At 68.7% G+C, this 17,859-nt stretch carries 16 protein-coding genes; 10 read left to right on the forward strand and 6 right to left on the reverse strand.

Translation table 11 applies throughout. The annotated features are described in order from the left end of the window. Positions 1-95 precede the first annotated feature (95 nt). Together OCQ_RS11855 and hrpA are read right to left on the reverse strand one after the other, a co-directional pair. Complete coding sequence (locus OCQ_RS11855; RefSeq protein WP_231117685.1) at positions 96-1,523, reverse strand: FAD-dependent monooxygenase; 1,428 nt, start codon at positions 1,521-1,523, stop codon at positions 96-98. Between the two features lie 192 nt (positions 1,524-1,715). Beyond that, on the reverse strand, positions 1,716-5,633 hold the full coding sequence (hrpA, locus tag OCQ_RS11860; protein ID WP_014384687.1) for an ATP-dependent RNA helicase HrpA: 3,918 nt from the start codon (positions 5,631-5,633) through the stop codon (positions 1,716-1,718). Between the two features lie 139 nt (positions 5,634-5,772). On the opposite strand from hrpA, the gene OCQ_RS11865 reads away from it, so the two are divergent. The 3 genes from OCQ_RS11865 (at position 5,773) to OCQ_RS11875 (ending at position 8,358) form a co-directional block, all read left to right on the forward strand. After that, positions 5,773-6,795, forward strand: a complete 1,023-nt coding sequence (locus tag OCQ_RS11865) for a YhjD/YihY/BrkB family envelope integrity protein (RefSeq protein WP_009957166.1) — start codon at positions 5,773-5,775, stop codon at positions 6,793-6,795. 59 nt (positions 6,796-6,854) lie between these two features. Next, a complete protein-coding gene (locus OCQ_RS11870; RefSeq protein WP_014382545.1) occupies positions 6,855-7,628 on the forward strand; it encodes an enoyl-CoA hydratase/isomerase family protein in 774 nt (257 codons plus the stop codon). A gap of 67 nt (positions 7,629-7,695) precedes the next feature. Further along, positions 7,696-8,358, forward strand: a complete 663-nt coding sequence (locus tag OCQ_RS11875) for a cutinase family protein (RefSeq protein WP_026071609.1) — start codon at positions 7,696-7,698, stop codon at positions 8,356-8,358. A gap of 8 nt (positions 8,359-8,366) precedes the next feature. Here OCQ_RS11875 and OCQ_RS11880 read toward each other — a convergent pair whose 3' ends face one another. Together OCQ_RS11880 and OCQ_RS11885 are read right to left on the reverse strand one after the other, a co-directional pair. Beyond that, positions 8,367-9,041 (reverse strand): hypothetical protein, encoded by a 675-nt coding sequence (locus tag OCQ_RS11880; protein WP_014382546.1) that lies wholly within the window; start codon positions 9,039-9,041, stop codon positions 8,367-8,369. A gap of 26 nt (positions 9,042-9,067) precedes the next feature. Beyond that, complete coding sequence (locus tag OCQ_RS11885) at positions 9,068-9,625, reverse strand: general stress protein CsbD (RefSeq protein ID WP_009957170.1); 558 nt, start codon at positions 9,623-9,625, stop codon at positions 9,068-9,070. A gap of 320 nt (positions 9,626-9,945) precedes the next feature. On the opposite strand from OCQ_RS11885, the gene OCQ_RS11890 reads away from it, so the two are divergent. The 6 genes from OCQ_RS11890 to OCQ_RS11910 all read left to right on the forward strand — a co-directional run bounded on the left by OCQ_RS11890 (position 9,946) and on the right by OCQ_RS11910 (position 13,794). Next, positions 9,946-10,962, forward strand: coding sequence for a zinc-dependent alcohol dehydrogenase family protein (locus OCQ_RS11890; protein WP_014384689.1), 1,017 nt, complete (start codon positions 9,946-9,948; stop codon positions 10,960-10,962). A gap of 45 nt (positions 10,963-11,007) precedes the next feature. After that, entirely contained in the window at positions 11,008-11,262 is a 255-nt protein-coding gene (locus OCQ_RS11895) for a hypothetical protein (protein ID WP_009957172.1), read from the forward strand. 222 nt (positions 11,263-11,484) lie between these two features. Further along, positions 11,485-11,973 carry an SRPBCC family protein gene (locus OCQ_RS11900; RefSeq protein ID WP_014384690.1) on the forward strand — a complete coding sequence of 163 codons (489 nt, stop codon included), beginning with the start codon at positions 11,485-11,487 and terminating at the stop codon, positions 11,971-11,973. Positions 11,974-11,987: 14 nt separating this feature from the next. Beyond that, on the forward strand, positions 11,988-13,223 hold the full coding sequence (locus tag OCQ_RS11905) for a zinc-dependent alcohol dehydrogenase (RefSeq protein ID WP_014380129.1): 1,236 nt from the start codon (positions 11,988-11,990) through the stop codon (positions 13,221-13,223). Beyond that, positions 13,198-13,446 carry a DUF6480 family protein gene (locus OCQ_RS27060; protein ID WP_134770564.1) on the forward strand — a complete coding sequence of 83 codons (249 nt, stop codon included), beginning with the start codon at positions 13,198-13,200 and terminating at the stop codon, positions 13,444-13,446. Before OCQ_RS11905 ends, OCQ_RS27060 begins: the two co-directional genes overlap by 26 nt. 96 nt (positions 13,447-13,542) lie before the next feature. Then, positions 13,543-13,794: a hypothetical protein gene (locus tag OCQ_RS11910; protein ID WP_008256642.1), complete on the forward strand. Its 252-nt coding sequence runs from the start codon at positions 13,543-13,545 to the stop codon at positions 13,792-13,794. Between the two features lie 8 nt (positions 13,795-13,802). Here OCQ_RS11910 and OCQ_RS11915 read toward each other — a convergent pair whose 3' ends face one another. Then, the gene (locus OCQ_RS11915; protein WP_014380130.1) at positions 13,803-14,648 is read right to left on the reverse strand and encodes an MOSC domain-containing protein; all 846 of its coding nucleotides are present in this window, start codon (positions 14,646-14,648) and stop codon (positions 13,803-13,805) included. A gap of 89 nt (positions 14,649-14,737) precedes the next feature. Next, positions 14,738-16,135, reverse strand: a complete 1,398-nt coding sequence (locus OCQ_RS11920) for a PPE family protein, SVP subgroup (protein WP_014380131.1) — start codon at positions 16,133-16,135, stop codon at positions 14,738-14,740. 463 nt (positions 16,136-16,598) lie between these two features. Here OCQ_RS11920 and OCQ_RS11925 point away from each other — a divergent pair, with 463 nt between their 5' ends. After that, positions 16,599-17,780, forward strand: coding sequence for a glycosyltransferase (locus tag OCQ_RS11925; protein WP_014384691.1), 1,182 nt, complete (start codon positions 16,599-16,601; stop codon positions 17,778-17,780). The last annotated feature ends 79 nt before the right edge of the window (positions 17,781-17,859 follow it).

The raw sequence follows: 17,859 nt of genomic DNA on the forward strand, positions 1-17,859 counted from the left end.
GGTGCGTGCTTCCTGCTCATGATCAGGGAACACGCACGATACACCGTGCGCCCCCCAAAACAAGTCACCCGACGGTGGCCCGCGACCGGCGCCAATCACCCGGCCGGTGGCCCGAACCAGGCGGTGAGGGCATCACGCAGCGCCGGGTCGGTTCCCTCACCGGTCCAGGCAACATATCCGTCCGGACGGATCAACACCGCCGTTGGGGCGCACACCGTCCCCAGTGCCGGAAGTTCCCAATCCCCTTCGTGTTTCGCGTCGACCACACGCACCCGTCCCGCCCACGACGCGATGTCGATGCGCCCGGCCGGGCCGAAGTTGAGCAGAACGGGCCGGCCGTCCCGCAGGAGGGCAAACACCCGCAGCGGACCGTCAGCGGTGATCAGGTCCAGGTCGGGCATGCGGCGCCCCAGCAGCGGGTGTCCCTCCCCGAGGTCGTAGCGGATGCCCAGCCCGGACATCATCGCGGCGAACCGTTTGCGAGGCTCCTCCATGCCCAGCAGCTCGCCCATCGTTTCTCGCAGCGCCTCGGTGCCGTCGTCCGCGCGAAGGAGCGCCAGCTGCGCGATCGAGTTGCGCAGCACCCGCGCGGCGATCGGGTGCCGTTCGGCGTGATAGGTGTCGAGGAGGCTGTCGCGTGACGTGTTGTTGACCACCTGGGCCAGCTTCCATCCCAGATTCACGGCATCCTGGACGCCGGTGTTCAGACCCTGCCCGCCGACCGGGTGATGGACGTGCGCGGCGTCGCCGGCGACCAGCACCCGTCGGACGCGATAGGACGCGGCCTGCCGGGCGGCATCGGTGAAGCGGGAAATCCAACGGGGACTGTGGATTCCGTAATCCGTCCCGTAGACGGCGACGAGCGCCCGGCTCGCATCGTGCACCGTGGGTTCGCCGGAGTTCCGGAGGCGCTTCTCGGTGACCATGATTCGCACCGGCCCGCCCTCCTCGGTGGTGGACAGGGCGTGGACTCCGAGCGCGTCGCGGCGGATACCCCACGGCGGCGGCTGGTCATCTTCGTAGTCCATGTCCGCCTCGGCGAGCAGATAGCTCGTCGTGGCATCCCACCCCGGAAATTCGATGCCGGCTGCCTTGCGGACCACGCTGCGTCCGCCGTCGCACCCGACGAGATAGCCCGCCCGCATCACCCGGCCATCGGACAGGCCGACGTCGACGCCGTTGTCGTCCTGGGCGAGGGTGGCCACCTCTGTGCCGCGATAGATGCGCACGCCGAGTTCGCCGACCCACTCGGCCAGGATTCGTTCGATCTGGTTCTGCCACAGCGCCAGTCCGTACGGGTGGCGGGTGGGAAAGTCGCTGATGTCCAGCCGAATCTGGGCGAAACCCGCCACCTGCGCCACCTGTCCCTGCGACAAGAATCGATCGGCGATGCCGCGCTGATCGAGGACTTCGATGGTGCGAGCGTGCAGACCCCCGGCGCGCGATCCGATCAAATCCTGGTTGGCGCGCCGCTCGACGATCGCGACGTCGACGCCGGCCAAACCCAATTCGCCGGCGAGCATCAGCCCCGTGGGGCCACCTCCGGCGATGAGCACCGCATGCTCGACCTTCCCGCCCGAGCTCTGCGAAACAACCACGTCGATACCCCCGCGCTCTCCCGAATTTTGGTTTCGGACAGCGATTTTGCGACATCACCCGGGTCTTGCGGCAAGCCCCGGGATGCGCTATAGGTTGAAAGTGGCGGGGAAAAACATTCAGCGACGATCGCGCACAGCGTCCATGGCGCGGTAGATCCGCTGCTCGCTGACCGGGCGCGGCGTGCCGAGCTGCTGGGCCCACAGGCTCACCCTGAGTTCCTCGATCTGGCGGGCGATATCGAGGACGTCGGGGTCCGTCCTCGCCGTTCGTGGCAGCTCACGCAGCAGTTCGTCGTAGGCGTCCTGCACGGCGTGCACCCGGTCCATCCGCTCCCGGTCGGCCTGGGCGCCGCGCGCCAGCCCGTCGAGCCGGCGACGGATCGCGAGCAGATAGCGGGTGAGATCGGCGAGGTGCGCCCGGCCGGTCGCGGTGACGAAGCCCGGCGGCAAGAGCCGGTCGAGCTGGGCGCGCACGTCCGCGATCGCCTCGGAGTGCGCGGGCGGCGGGTTGGTGGGCAGCAGGAGTCGCACGTCGTGGGCGGCGGCGAGTACCCGCTCGACCGCGCGCGCAATCTCGGCGGCCGTGGGCGCCAAGGTCTTTCCCAGGCGTTCTTGCAACGCGACGAACTCCCCCCGCGTCCACACCGGCGTCGGCATGAGGGTGTCGGCCGCGGCGTCGGCACAGTCCTCCAGCAGCGCGGACAGGTCGCCGTCGGGGTTGGTGCCGAGCGTCAGACGGGTGCGCGGGTCAAGTTGTCGCGCAATGGCTTTCACCGGGGACGCAACGCTGAGCCGGACCAATCGCCGAAGGCCGGGACCGATCGCCCGGTGCTGTTCGTCCGGCGTCGCCAACACGCGTAGGTCGACGGCGCCGCCGGTGTCGACGAACGCCGGAAAGCCTCGCACGGTGCGCCCCTGCACGGCGCGTTCGATGACGCGCGGCAGTTCGTCGAGATCGTCGGGCCAGTCGCGCAACCCGGTGCGCTCGAGCTCGCCCGCGACCGCGTGCGCCACCGCGCGGCGGGCCGGCGTCGTGAGTCGTTCCTGCAGCTCCTGCAGATCCTTGCCGCGGGCGACCTCGGCGCCGTCAGGGGACTCCACCGCGAACGTCACCCGCAGGTGCGGCGGCAGCTTGTCCAGGTCGAACGCCTCGACGGGCACCAAAACACCGGTGCGACGGCGCAATTCGCGCTGCAACGCCGACAGCAGCGGCTCGGCGGCCGGCTCGATTGCGGCCAGCACCGCGCGTGCCGTGTCGGGGGCGGGAACGAAGTTGCGGCGCAGGTCTTTCGGCAGTGAGCGGATGAGCGCGGTGACCAGTTCCTCGCGCAGCGCGGGTACCTGCCAGGCGAACTCGTCACCCCCCAGGCGCGCCAGCACGTCGATCGGGACATGCACCGTGACCCCGTCGTCGGCGGCCCCCGGCTCGAACCGGTAGGTCAGCGGCAGCGCGGCGTCGCCCGTCCGCCACGTGGTGGGCCGATCGGTGCCGGCGTTGTCGTCGGTGCGCAGCAGGTCGGCGCGGGTGAACGTCAGCAGGTCGGGTGTCTTGTGCCGCTGGCGTTTCCACCACGCGTCGAAATGCCGCGCCGAGACCACCTCGGTGGGAACGCGGGCGTCGTAGAGCGCGTAGACGTCGTCGTCGCCGACCAGCAGGTCGCGGCGGCGGGCACGCTCCTCCAGCTCCTCGAGCTCGGCGCGCAGCCGGGCGTTGTCGCGAAAGAAGTGATGCCGGGTCTGCCACTCCCCTTCGACCAGGGCGTGCCGGATGAACAGCTCGCGCGCCACCACCGGCTCGATGCGGGCGTATCCGACGCGGCGGCGCGCCACCAGCGGCAGGCCATACAGCGTCACCCGCTCGTAGGCCATCACCTCGCCGCGCTTGGCGTCCCAATGCGGCTCGCTGTAGGTGCGCTGCACCAGGTCGCCGGCCACCCGCTCGACCACCTCCGGCTGGATGCGCGCGGCCGTGCGCCCATACAGCCGGCTGGTCTCGACCAACTCCGCCACGACGACCCAGCGCGGCGGCCGTTTGGTGAGCACCGAGCCGGGCGCCAGCACGAAGTTCGCGTTACGCGCTCCCAGGTACTCGCGCGTGTCCTCGCGGCGCATGCCCACATGCGACAGCAACCCGGCGACCAGCGCCGCGTGCACGCGGGCCGGATCGGCGGGCTCGCCGGCGGTGTCTTCGACGATGCCCAGGTCGCCGGCGATGCTGCGTAGCTGGCCGACCAGGTCCTGCCACTCGCGGATGCGCAGGTAGTGCAGGAATTCGGATCGGCACATCCGTCGAAACGCGCTGCCGGATAACGACTTCCGTTGTCCGCGGAGATAGTGCCACAGGTTGAGGTACGACATGAAGTCGGAGTGTTCGTCGGCGAAGCGGGCGTGCTTTTCGCGGGCGGCTTCCTCGCGATCGCTCGGCCGTTCCCGCGGGTCCGGGATGCTCAGCGCCGCGGCCAAAACCAGCATCTCCCGCACGCATCCTTCGGTCTCGGCCTGCAGGATCATCCGGCCCAGCCGTGGGTCGACCGGCAGCCGGGCAAGGCGGCGGCCGAGCTCGGTGATCGCGCCCCGGCCGTCGAACGCGCCGAGCTCGACCAGCAGCTGGACGCCGTCGCGGACGCTGCGCCGGTCCGGCGGATCGAGGAACGGGAACTTTTCGATATCGCCGATTTGCAGCGCCGCCATCTGCAGCAGCACGGCGGCGAGGTTCGTCCGCAGGATCTCGGGCTCGGTGTAGCGCGGCCGGGCCGCGAAGTCCTGCTCGGAGTACAACCGGATGCACACGCCGGGCGCGACCCGGCCGCACCGGCCGGCCCGTTGGGCGGCGGAGGCCTGCGAGATGGGCTCGATCGGCAGCCGCTGCACCTTCAGGCGGCGACTGTAGCGCGAAATCCGGGCGTTGCCAGGGTCGATGACGTAGCGGATTCCCGGCACGGTCAACGACGTCTCGGCGACGTTGGTCGCCAGCACGACGCGACGCCCGGTATGCGGCGCGAACACCTTTTGTTGCTCGGCGGTGGGCAGCCGGGCATACAGCGGAAGCACTTCGGTGTGGCCCGGGCCGTTCGTCAAAAACGTCAAAGCATCTGCGGTGTCACGGATCTCGCGCTCACCCGAGAGAAAGACGAGGACGTCGCCGGGCGGCTCGGCTTCGAGTTCACGGATGGCGTCGACGATCGCCTCGATCTCGTCGCGGGTCTCGGTGCGGACGATCTCGTGGTCCGGATCGTCGGGATCGTCCGTCGATGCGGAAGGCACGGCGACCTCCAGCGGCCGGTAACGCACCTCGACCGGATAGGTCCGCCCGGACACCTCGATGATCGGCGCATTCTCGAAATGCGCGGCGAAGCGCTGCGGCTCGATGGTCGCCGAGGTGACGATCACCCTCAAATCGGGCCGGCGCGGCAACAACTCGCGCAGATAGCCGAGCAGAAAATCGATGTTGAGGCTGCGCTCGTGTGCCTCGTCGAGGATCAGGGTGTCGTAGCGCAGCAGGCGGCGGTCGCGCTGGATCTCGGCGAGCAGGATTCCGTCGGTCATCAGCTTGATCAGGGTGCGGTCGCCGACCCGGTCGGTGAACCGCACGCTGTAGCCGACGGTCTCGCCCAGCGGGCTTGCCAGCTCGTCGGCGATGCGCTGGGCGACGGTGCGCGCGGCCAGCCGGCGGGGCTGGGTATGCCCGATGGTTCCGCGGATGCCGCGACCCGCCTCCAGGCAGATCTTGGGCAGCTGCGTGGTTTTGCCCGACCCGGTCTCCCCGGCGATCACCACCACCTGATTCCCGCGGATTGCGTCGGCGATTTCCTGCCGCCGTGCGCTGACCGGCAGGTCGGGGTAGGTGATCGTCGGAACGGCGGCCTGGCGGGCCGCGACGAGCGGCCGCGCCGCCGCGATCTCGTCGGCGAGCCGCCGCAGCTTCTCGGGCGTGGCGGCGCGGAGGTTCTTCAGGCGCCTGCCGATGCGGGCGGCGTCGCGCAACGTCAGGCCGTCGAGTTGGTTGCGCAACTGCGCTGCAGACGGTCCGGCCACCCCGCACAGAATAGGCACCCGCCGCCGGTGGCGTCCCAAGCCCCGGGGCGCCCACCGCGGTTGACGGCGGCCCAATTCGGGTATGACCTGGCGAGCGCATCGAACGGGATGCGGGCTTGTGCGGGGGACGTGATCGGCGATGGTCGGTTGGTTAGACGAGCTGCAGCGACGGAATCGAACCGTGGGCGTGATCGTCGCCGTCATCTACAAATACAACGACGATCAGGGCGGCTACCTCGCCGCGCTGATCACCTACTACGCGCTGGTGTCCCTGTTTCCGCTGCTGCTGCTGTTGACCACCGCGCTGGGGGTCGTGCTGGCCGGCCGGCCCGATCTGCAGGCACAGGTGCTGCACAGCACGCTGAGCCAGTTCCCGGTCCTGGGCAGCCAATTGCATCACCCCGAGGGGCTCAGCGGAGGCGCCGTCGGCGTGATCGTGGGCCTGCTCGGAGCGCTATACGGCGGTCTGGGTGTGGGACAGGCGCTGCAGAACGCGATGGATTCCGTCTGGGCGGTGCCGAAACACAAGCGGCCCAACCCCATTCGGTCACGCCTGCGCAGCTTGCTGTTGCTGTTGGTGCTCGGCTCGGCGGCCATCGCGGCCACCGTGTTGGCCGCGGTCGGTCACGCCGCCGGCGCCGTCGGCATTCTCGAAACCGCCGGCCTCGCGCTCGCCGCCGTCGTGATCAACGCGTTGATCTGCCTGGTGGCTTTTCGCGTGACAACCGCGCGGGCACTGACGTACCGGCAGGTGTTGCCCGGGGCGGTCGCCGCGGCCTTCATCTGGCAGATGCTGCAGTGGTTCGGGGCGGGCTATGTCGCGCACACCGTGAAACGGGCCAGCGCCACCAACAGTGTGTTCGCACTGGTGTTGGGGGCGTTGGCCTTCCTGTTCCTCGCCTCGGTGGCGCTGGTGTTGTGCGCCGAGGTCAACGTCGTCTTGGTGGAAAAGCTGTACCCGCGCGCCCTGCTCAGCGCGTTCAGCGACGACGCGGACCTCACGCCGGCCGACCGCAGGACCTACACCAAGAAAGTCAAAGCCGAACGCGTCAAGGCCTTCGAGCGTGTCAGCGTGCGGTTCGATGACGTCAGGCGTCTCTCCGCGAAAGCCGTTGGGCGCCCCGGGGTTTCCGACGACTCTCGCCGCTCCCGCACGCCGTGAGGTAGGTTCGCGCCCGGCGTATCGGTGGGTCGTCACGCCCGGCGCAATACTCTGCAGGCATGAGTCTGGTCACCTATGAGCTGCAAGATCACGTCGCCACCATCACGCTGAATCGCCCCGAGGCGCGCAATGCCATCAACGGCGCGCTGCGCCAGGACCTCAACGCCGCATGGGATCGTTTCCGCGACGACCTGGACGCCTGGGTCGGGATCCTGACCGCCAACGGCAGCGTGTTCTGCGCGGGCGGCGACCTCAAGGACGGCGAAGGCTCCGTCGGCACGTTCGGCGGCACCTTCTGGGAGAAACCGACGATCAACTCGTTCGAATCCGGGATGGAACTGTTCAAGCCGACGATCGCCGCCGTGCACGGTCCCTGCATCGGCTACGGGGTGACCGGGGTGTTGTTCTGTGACTTCGTCATCGCCAGTACCGAGGCCACGTTCTGTTTCCCCGAGGTCTCGATCGGGGTGCCCACCATCGTCGGGGCGATCCGGCTGCCGCAGCGGGTGGGCTGGGCCAACGCCATGGAACTGCTGTTGACCGGCAAGCCGATGAGCGCCGAGCGCGCCAAAGAGGTCGGCCTGGTCTGGAGGCTCGTCGAGCCCGACCGACTGCAGGCCGAGGCGCAGGCCTGGGCCCGCACCCTCACCGAGGCCGCACCGTTGGCCCAGCGGGCGACCAAGGAGGTGGCCTGGCGGACCGCGGACATGGGCTGGATCGAGTCGGTGCGCTTCGGCGAGACGATGCGCAAGGTGGCCGGCGCGACCGAAGACGTGGCCGAGGGTATCCGGGCCTGGAGCGAGAAGCGCAAGCCGCAGTGGCGTGGCCGTTGACGTGCCGCGGATGGCGCCGAACCGGCCACCGCCACCGTCGTCGTGGCGCATGTGTCAGGATTCGGGGATGAATGCACGCAGACTTGCTCGCTTCGTTGGTATCTCGACTGTGACGGCGTGGGCGCTGCTGAATGCACCCATCGGCGCTCCGACCGCCGCCGCCGATCCATGCTCGGACGTCTCGGTGGTCTTCGCCCGCGGCACCCACCAGGAGCCCGGCCTCGGCAACATCGGCCAGGCGTTCGTCGACTCGCTCACGTCGCAGCTCGGCGGGCGATCCGTCGACGTCTACGCCGTCAACTACCCGGCCAACGACGACTACCACAACAGCGCGAACGCCGGCGCGGACGACGCGGCCACCCACATCCAGGACACCGTGGCCAGCTGCCCGAACTCGCGGATCGTGCTCGGCGGGTACTCGCAGGGCTCGACGGTGATCGACCTCGCCACCAACGCGCTGCCCGCCTCGGCGGCCGACCACGTCGCCGCCGTCGCCCTCTTCGGCGAGCCGTCCAGCGGCTTCTCCACCATGTTGTGGGGCGGCCAGCCGCTCCCCACGATCAACCCGGCGTACGGCGCCAAGACCATCAGCCTGTGCGCCCCCGACGACCCGATCTGCTCGGGTGGCGGCAACATCATCGCGCACGTCTCCTACATCGACGCCGGGATGACGGCCCAGGCCGCGACGTTCGCGGCCGACAAGGTCAACCAAGCCGCGCCGCGCGTCTGAGGCAGGTTCTAGTCGTTCGCGCGCCGCTCTTGGCGTTCTTGCTTTTCGGCGGCCGCCAAATCCGCGACGCGATCCGCTTCGGCGCGCTTGTCGGCGGCCTCGCCTAGCTTGTCCTCGGCCTCATCGAGTTTGGCGGCGGAAGCCTTGGACGCGGCCCGCTCGGCGGCCTGAGTCCTGTTCTCCACCTGGCGTTTTGCCGATTCGACGGCGTCCTTCTGCTTGGCGGCCGCCTCGTCGACGCGCTGCTTTGCCGAGGCGCTCGCCTTCTGCGCCGAATCTGCCGCCTGCCGCTTGCGGTCCCCGGCGGCGTTGCGGGCCTCCGCGATCTCCTGAGCTGTTGCCGCCTGCGCTTGCTGGCGTTCCTCGATCGCCTCGTCACGAGCACCCGCCAACTCCGCGTCGGCCTGCTTTTTCCTGGTCGCCGCCGTCGCATCCAGCTGTGCGGCACGTCCGAGCGCGTCGCTGCGTTCCACGAGCGCCGTCCCCCGCTCGACCAGCCGGGGATCGCCGAGCGCATTCCCGACAGTGCTGTCAAGCATCCCGAGCGAGCGCTCATAGAGCAGCCGCGCACGCGCTTCCGCTGGGATTCGGGTAACGACCCGATCTTCGATCAACTGCAGCGGGAACCGGGCGAGTTGGTAGTGAAACCGCAGAACCGCCAACGGGGCGTCGGATATTTTCATCGTTTTCTCCTGTACGTGGCCCGCCCTCAGGGCAGGTCGGCTTCGTCGGACACGTTCTGGGCATGGTGGCGAAGGCGATCGGCCTCCGCCTTTTCGTTCGCGGCCACCTGCACCGAGGTTTGATGCTGCGCGGCGGCATCGACGACGTCCTCCGTCGCGTCACCGATTTCCTCGCGTTCGTCGGCCTTGGCCCGTTGGATCTGCTGTTGTGCGTCGAGCTCAGCCCGCGTTTGTTCCGTTGCGGCGGTCTGCTGCGCCGCGCGCTCGGCCGCGCGCTTCTGCGCGGCTTGTCGGGCTTCGATCGAATCCTCCGTAACCACCGCGCTGGCGTTCGCCGCCAGGCGCTGTCGGGCGCCATCCGCCTTGGCTTCGGCCGCGTCATCCCGCGCTTGCTTGGCCTGGGCCTCGGCGACGGCCTCGGTTGCGTTCGCTTCTTTGCGTTCGTGCGCCTGGGTTTGCTCGAGCTGTCCTTCGGCGGTCAGCGAATCATTGCCCGTCACGGCGCCGACGACCTCTTTGGCTTTGCCCTTGACCGAATCGATCAGGCCCCTACGCGCCTCGTCTGCCTTGTCGTGCTTACTCATCGAAATTTCTCCTTGCGGCGTTGGCCAAGAACGTTCGTTCACGCAGGGGGATTCCACGGACTCGGTGGCTCAAACACGACGTGAACCGCGTCACTGATCGCCAGGACGTCATCGCCGCGGTCGGCGGGCGTGAATTAACAACTGCCGCAACATCGTTCGTGACGGAGGCGCCTTGCCATGCGCGAAAGAGCGGCAGGGCGATACTCTTGCCGGCAGGGCCGTCGCGTCCGACTCGACGGATGGGCACGTCAAATGGCGTCGAGGCGCGGTTGAAACCCATCGATTTGGGTAGGGCCGGCTGGCGCGGGAGGGAAGGCATCATGCGAGGAGCCGTCATTTACGGCGCCGGCGACGTCCGTTTCGAGGACATCGCGGACCCCGAGATCGTCGCCCCCACCGACGCCATCGTCCGCACCACCGCCACGTGCGTGTGCGGCTCGGATCTTTGGGATTACCGCGGCATCAACCCCGTTCCCGAGCCCAAGCCGTTCGGTCACGAATACTGCGGCGTCGTCGAAGCCGTTGGCAGCGAGGTCACCTCGGTCAAGCCCGGCCAGTTCGTCATCGGATCCTTCTTCGCTTCCGACGGCACCTGCCCGAACTGCCGCAACGGAGTTCAAACATCGTGTGTGCAGGGGGTACTGATGAGCGGTTGCCAGGCGGAGGTGATCCGCATCCCGTGGGCGGACGGCAGCCTGGTCGCCCTCCCCGACCAACCCGACCACGAATCGATTCCGGACCTGCTGACCCTGTCGGACGTGATGGGGACCGGATGGTTTGCCGCCGAAGCGGCCAACGTCGCTCCCGGCATGACGGTGGCCGTCGTGGGGGACGGCGCGGTCGGCTTGTGCGCGGTGCTCGCCGCCCGCGAAAAGGGCGCCGAGCGGATCATCGCGATGAGCCGCCACGAGCCCCGGCAGAAGCTGGCGCGCGAGTTCGGCGCCACCGACATCGTCACCGAGCGCGGCGACGACGGTGTCGCCGTCATCAAGGACATGACCGAAGGCGTCGGCACCGACGCCGTGCTCGAATGCGTGGGTACCGGCCAATCCATGCAGCAAGCCATCCAATCCGCCCGCCCAGGCGCCTTCGTCGGGTTCGTGGGAGTCCCCCACGACGTCAGCATCACCGGCGAGCAACTCTTCAGGAGTCAGGTCGGGCTCCGCGGCGGCCCCGCCCCGGTCCGGCACTTCCTGCCCGACCTGATCGAGTCGGTGCTCGACGGGCGAATCAATCCCGGCAAGGTCTTCGACCTACACCTGCCGCTTGAACAAGTCGCCGAGGCCTACCGGGCCATGGATGAGCGGCGCGCCATCAAGGCCTTCCTGCAGCCCTGACCGGGCCCCGGCCGCGGCGGGCGGACATCGGCTACGGTCGGCGGTATGTCCAAAGCCTCCGGTAACGACCGCATCGACGACGTCACCCCTGGCGACATCATCGCCGTTGACCGCGGCTCCGGCGCACAGCCCTACAAGGTCGTGTTCAAGGACCCCACCGATGCGGGATATCTCGTCACGCTGGAAAGCGACCGCGGGGAGACCTTTCAGCTCGACCTGGCCGCCGGCACCACGGTGGAGAGGTCCCTCGAGGCGAAGTGGGAATCCGCGCAAAGTCCCACACCGAACTCCGAAAACTGACGACGCCGGCGATTCCGGCTCCATGAACGCGGCGGACCGCACGAAAAGCCTTGGCCCGCAGCCTATTCGGTGACCGACCCGCCGGTCGGCCGCACCTTGCAGACGGCATCGCCGGACGGCGATCCGCTGTAGGGACCCCTTCGCGTCACCGGCCCCGCGCCCGCGGTCGGTTTGGGCGGCCCGTGGGCGGGTACCGCAATGCCCCGACGGAGGGAGCGCGCGGTGAGTTATCTCGGCTTCGCGAAAAACCAAGTGTTGGGCGCGGTGAACAGGGTGATCGACAAGGTGCCGCGACGCGCCAAGGCGCAAACGGTCACGATCGCGTGCCCCGTCGAGCGGATCGAGCGCTTTTGGCACGACCCCGACCAGTTGTCGGTGGTGCTCGGCGACATCGCCGACGTCGAATCCGACGGACGGAATCGCTATCGCTGGCGGTCATCCGCGGCGCCTGACGTGGCCTGGGATTCCACGCTGGTCGAGGAATCCGGCGGAATCCGCTTCGTCGGCAACGGGAACCAGATCGTCGTCAACTACCGGCCCGCCCCGCGCGAGCTGGGCACCGAGGTCACGCTGTGCGTCCAGGCGCCCGCGCCCGCGTTGCTGTCCGGCGCGGCGGCCTTCAAGGTCCTCTACCGGCTGCGCGCCTTGATGCAGACCGGCGAGGTGCCGACCATCCAGTCCAACCCCAGCGCACGCGAGTCCGCGCGCTAAGCGAAAGGCCCAACATGCGAGCACTGTGCTGGAACGGGGTCAACGATCTCTCGGTGGAGACGGTCGATGACCCGAAGATCCTGAATCCGCACGACGCGATCGTCGAAGTCCGCCTCACCACGACCTGCGGATCGGATCTGCACTTCATCGACGGCTACCTGCCGGGCATGCGGGCCGGCGACATCTTCGGCCACGAATTCATGGGCATGGTGGCGGAAACGGGCCGCGAGGTGCGCGACACCAAGGTGGGCGACCGTGTGGTGGTCCCGTCGTTCATCGCCTGCAACCGCTGCTGGTATTGCGATCACGAGTTGTATTCGTGTTGCGACACCACCAATCCCAACGCCGAGCTGCAGCAGCCGTTGCTGGGCTATCCCTCCGGCGGCATCTACGGATACACCCATCCGTTCGGGGGCTACGCCGGATCCCACGCCCAATACGTCCGGGTGCCGTTCGCCGACGCGAATTGCTTCGTGATTCCCGGTGACATCGCCGACGAGCAGGCGCTGTTCTTGTCCGACGCGGTGCCGACGGGTTTCATGGGCGCCGATTTCTGTGACATCGCCGGTGGCGACACGGTCGCGGTCTGGGGAGCCGGCGGGGTGGGCTTGATGGCGGCCCGGAGCGCGCTGCTGTTGGGCGCCGAGCGGGCCATCGTCATCGACCGCATACCGGAGCGGCTGGCCCTGGCGCGCAACGCCTTTGGCTTGGAAACGATCGACTATACCGCGGTCGACAGCGTGCACGAGACGCTTCGGGAGATGACCGGCGGCCGCGGCCCCGATGCGTGCATCGACGCCGTCGGCATGGAAGGTCACGGCACCGGCGTGCAGCAACTCTACGACCGGGCCAAGCAACTGCTGCGCATGGAGACCGACCGCGCCACCGCGCTGCGCCAGGCGATCCTGGCCTGCCGCAAGGGCGGAGTCGTGTCGGTGCTCGGGGTGTACGGGCTGACCGACAAATTCCCGACGGGTGTCCTGACCAACAAAGGCCTGACGCTGAAGACGGCGCAGCAACACGGACAACGCTACATAACCCGGCTTTTCGATTACGTCGAGCAGGGCGACCTGGACCCGGCGAAACTGATCACCCACGACGTGCCGCTCGAGGAGGGCGTGCGGGCCTACGACTTGTTCAAAAACAAAAAAGACAAGTGCATCCGGGTCGCGATGCGGCCGGGCGTATCGACCATCACCGGCGGCGAAAGGGGCGCTGTCCACCATGACCGCGCAACCTCCCGATCCTGACCCCGCACGAACCCCCGGACTCGAGCCGGGAGGAGGAACCGCACCGGGCGCTACTCCCCCGGCCGCGCCCCAAACATCCGGTGTGTCCGAGCCGCAACCGCCGAACACCCGGCGATTCACGCCCAGCTCGGTGCTCACAGTGATCGCCGTCGGCATCTTCGTCGTGGCGTTCATCGCGGTAGCGGTGCTGCTGGTGATGAAAATGGTTGGGGCGACAGGCTAGCGGGTCGGAAACGATGACGACATTTTCTGATTACCTCGGCCCCGGAGTGGGCATAGCCACATGCATGATCGACGGTTTGTCACAGCTGGACGGCTCATGACCATCGGGGCCGACGACGTTCGGCGGCTACTCGCCAGCCAAGAGCAGGACGCCGCACTCGTGGTTGTCGAGGGGCGCGCCGCGGTCGTCACGCCGGAGGACCTGAACTCTGCCGAATATCGAGGCGCCCTGCAGGTCGCCACCCGCCAGGAATTGGTGCAGCGCATCGGGCGCGCGGAGCTATCCGACCGTGAGCTGGCCGAGCAGGCCGAAGACCTCGACACGGCGGTGCGCAATCTGGGCGGCTGATGCCACGGCTACGGCCGGATGTCGACCGGATCACCCACGCGGATAACGCCTTTGGTCACCACGGAGAGGTAGGCCCCCGCGCAGGCCTGCGCCCCGTGACCGCCCGTGTTCAACCGGTTTTCCTTCGCGGGGATGCGAAGCGCTTGCGGGGCACGCGGCAGGGGGCCGTGTTCGAGCGTGGGAACCACGCACCGTGACGTGGCGGTCAGCACCCGCAGCCGCGCCTCACCGACGGTGATATCGCTTCCGACCCAATCGTTTTCGACGTACGGCGGATAGTCCGGTGGTGTCGCGATCACCAGATTCGGCCGGTACCGCAGGGCCTCCACCCCGATGTGCTCGAGGGTCGCCGTGGTGATGGCGTGCAGCGGGGCTTCGTCGGTGAACGAGTCCCCCGGGGTGGCCTGGGCGATCCGCAGAATACGGCCGTCGACCTCGGCGTCGAGACCGAGTTCGAGCAGTTGCTCCGGATCGGGGCGAACCAGCGTGGCCCCCTCGGGCCGCTGGGCCACGAGTTGGACCCGTCGTCCGGTCAATCGGGAGATCAGCTCGTCGACACCGGGGTCGTCGAAGGCCACGTCCGTCCCGTCGGGCAGCCTGATGCTCACGCCGTCGGCGCCCGCGTGGGCGGTGCACGTCAAGAGGTCCCGCCAGAGCCGCGGATTCTTGGCGCTGGCCACATGGCCGGTCTCGCCGTCCACGAGTGCGAGCCGCCGGTCGCCCTCGGCGCCGCGCTCGTCGACCGCCAGGGCATCCACCGTTTCGCCGAGCATCGACTTCACCGGGTAGCGAAGCAGCGCCTCCACGCGCATCTGCACGGCACCGGGGCCGTTGCCGGTCGACGACGTGTCCATAGGCACCTTCACTCGAGCGTCACTGCCCACTGTGCCCCAAATCGCAGGGCGTCACCACTTCTCACAACGGCGGCAACGGAACCGCTGGGTCAGCCGGGGAGCAGCCGCTTCTTCTGCTCCTCGAATTCCTGCTGCGTGAGGATTCCGGCGTCGCGCAGCGATGCCAGCTCGCGCAGCTCGGCGGCGATGCTCGTGATCGGTCCGCCCGCCGACACCTGCGGGGTCGTTGCGGACTCGTCCGCCTTGTCCTTCTTGTTCGGGTCGCGCTTGTTCGGGTCGCGCGGGGATTTCGCCGTCTCGGCCCGGCTTCGCTCGCGACCCAACGCGCTCGTGCCGGCCATCGCGCGCCCGGCCATGCTCGCCACCGCCATCTCGCCGAACAGGCTCCCGGTGCCGCTGGGGGCGGCTGCGGCCGCGGCTTCCGCGGCGGCGCCGACGCTGGTCGCCGGCAGCGCCAGCGCGGCCGGTCTGATCGCCGGGGCGGCGGCTGTCCACCCGGGCGGTACCGATAGGCCGCCGACGGTGTTGGCCTCCCCCAGCCCCGCTGACGCGAGAGTTCCGAATCCACCGGCCGGGTTAGTGATGACGGGGAATGGCGATGGCGGCACCGCGCCCGTCCCCGGGAACGACTGCACCCCGGCCCAGCCGCTGACGATGTCATCGGTGTGGAAACCGGTCAGGGCACCGGCGATGTCGTAGGGAAGGGCAATCGTAGCCGCGGGTGCGTCGACGAAAAACGTGACCAAGCTGCCGGGTGCGTCCAGAAAATACGTGATGAGATCGGCACCCACGTCCAGGGCTTCCACCGGCGACGGGTCGGCGGCCAAGGCGTTCGGTGCCAGGGACGCTCGGCTCAGCATGTTGGGCACCGCCGAGAGTGATTGCTGCGTAACGGCATTGCGTGTGCTCCCGGCGGCCGTGCCGGTGGCCTGGGCCACGGCTCCGGATTGGTCGGCGCCGGAGTTGGTGGTCTGATCGGGCTCGGCAAACGGTGTCAGCCTGGTCGCCGACGCCGTGGAACCCGCGTAGCCGAACATCGCCGCGGTATCGCGCGCCCACATCTCCGCATACTCGGTCTCGGTCGTGGCGATCGCCGGCGTGTTCTGGCCGAGGAAGTTCGTCGCGACGAGGGACGCCAGCAGGGTGCGGTTCGCAGTGATCACCGGGGGCGGCACCGTCTCGGCGAAGGCCGTCTCGTAGGCGAAGGCCGCGGCCCGGGCCTGGGTGGCGGCTTCTTCGGCCTGGGCGCCGGTGGTCCGCATCCACTCGAGATAAGGGGTGATCGCCGCGGTCATGGCGGCAGCCGACGGGCCGACCCACGGGCCGGAGGTGAGGGCAGTGATCTCCGCCTGGTACGAGTCCGCCGTCGACTGCAGCGCGGCGGCCAATTCGTCCCAGGCCATGGCGGCGGCCAGCATGGGTCCCGACCCCGGACCGGCGTACATCCGCGCGGAGTTGACCTCCGGCGGTAGTACTGCGAAGTCCACGTTCTCCTCCGATCGCTTTCATGGCCGCGAGGGCGCCGACGGCTCCGGTGCGCGTCGTATGGGGGTAGCCAGCCGAACAGCAAACAAATCGCATTCCTTCGGGCAGCGCCGGTACCGCGAAGGAAGGCGACCTAACGAGACCGTCCCGACTGCTGAGGGATCGGTCTCACACCTTCGCAAGTGTGGCCCAACGTTAACGAATACAGCGAAATTGTTGCGATGGGTTAACGATAGGTTACCGGCACATGACACAGGAAACTCACAAGGGTTTGGCGCGCGCCGCGCAAATCGTTTCGGCGCGTGGTCGGTGGGGCTGCAAGGGCGTCGCCGCATCGATTCGGGCACGGGGGCGTCCGCCGGGCACCAACAAAAGGCGTGGTCAGGTTGGGCTTCTCGCGCCCAGAAGGTTGGGCGCCGCCGGCTCTGCTTGGATTTGTGGCACCACCGCGAGTGAGGTCCGTTAATGAAATGTGTGCTGGCCGCCTACGGCAGCCGCGGCGACGTCGAACCCTGTGCCGCCGTCGCGCGGGAGCTGCAACGCCGGGGCCACGACGTCGTGATGCGGGTGCCGCCCGACAAGCTCGCCTTGGCCGAATCGGCCGGGCTTGCCGCGGTCGCCTACGGGCCCGACAGCCGCGAGCAGCTCGACACCGCCACCGACTTCATCCGCAACGTGCAGGATCCGATCAGCGCCTTGCCGCACCTCATGGAGCGCGTCACCAACATCTGGGCCGCAAAGAGCGAGACGCTGGCCCGCCTGGCGACCGATGCCGGCCTGCTGGTGGCCGGGATGAACGAGCAAAGGCTCGCCGCCAACGTCGCCGAGCGCTTCGGCATTCCGCTGGCCGCGCTGCACTTCTTCCCGGCGGCCGCCCTGGAACTCGGCTGGTTGCAGTCCCAGGTCACCAGCGCGGCCGAGAACGCGCAACGCCAAGCGCTCGGTTTGCCCGCGCAGGCCGTGGCGTCCACGGGGCCGACGCTGGAGATTCAGGCCTATGACGCGTTGTGCGTGCCCGAGCTGGCAAAGCAATGGGCAACCCCGCAGTACCGACGGCCCTTCGTCGGTTCGCTGACGCTGGGCATGCCGGGCGAGGCCGACGACGAAGTGTTGTCCTGGATCGCCACGGGGACGCCGCCCATCTACTTCGGGTTCGGCAGCACCCCCGTCACCTTTCCCGCCGAGACGGTCGCCGTCATCAGCGCGGCCTGCGCCCGGTTGGGCGAGCGGGCGTTGATCTGTAGCGGCCCAAACGATTTCACCGGCCTCCCGCCGGAAGATCACGTCAAGATCGTGACGGAGGTGAATCACGCCGCCGTGTTTCCGGCCTGCCGCGCGATCGCGCACCACGGCGGGGCCGGCACCACCGCCGCGGGCCTGCGGGCCGGAGTGCCCATGCTGATTCTGTGGCTCTGGCTCGATCAGCCGATGTGGGCCGAGGCCGTCAGCGCGTTGGAAGTCGGCGTGGCGCGGGCGTTCTCGGCGTCCACGTTGGACTCACTGGTCGCAGACCTGCGCTCGGTCCTGGATGCCCGCTACCTCAAACGGGCGCGCGAGGTCGCCACCCAAGTGACCGAGCCCGCCCAGAGCGTCGCCCGCGCCGCCGATCTCCTCGAAGACGCTGCCCGCACGGCGCGGCGGGACTGATAGGCGCACCGGCTTGGCGGTGGTGCAAAGCCGATCGGTCGTGTAGAAGGTTCTGGTGCACGAACCGCCGGAGGGATCA

Source organism: Mycobacterium paraintracellulare (assembly GCF_000276825.1).
In the GTDB taxonomy this organism is placed as follows: domain Bacteria; phylum Actinomycetota; class Actinomycetes; order Mycobacteriales; family Mycobacteriaceae; genus Mycobacterium; species Mycobacterium intracellulare.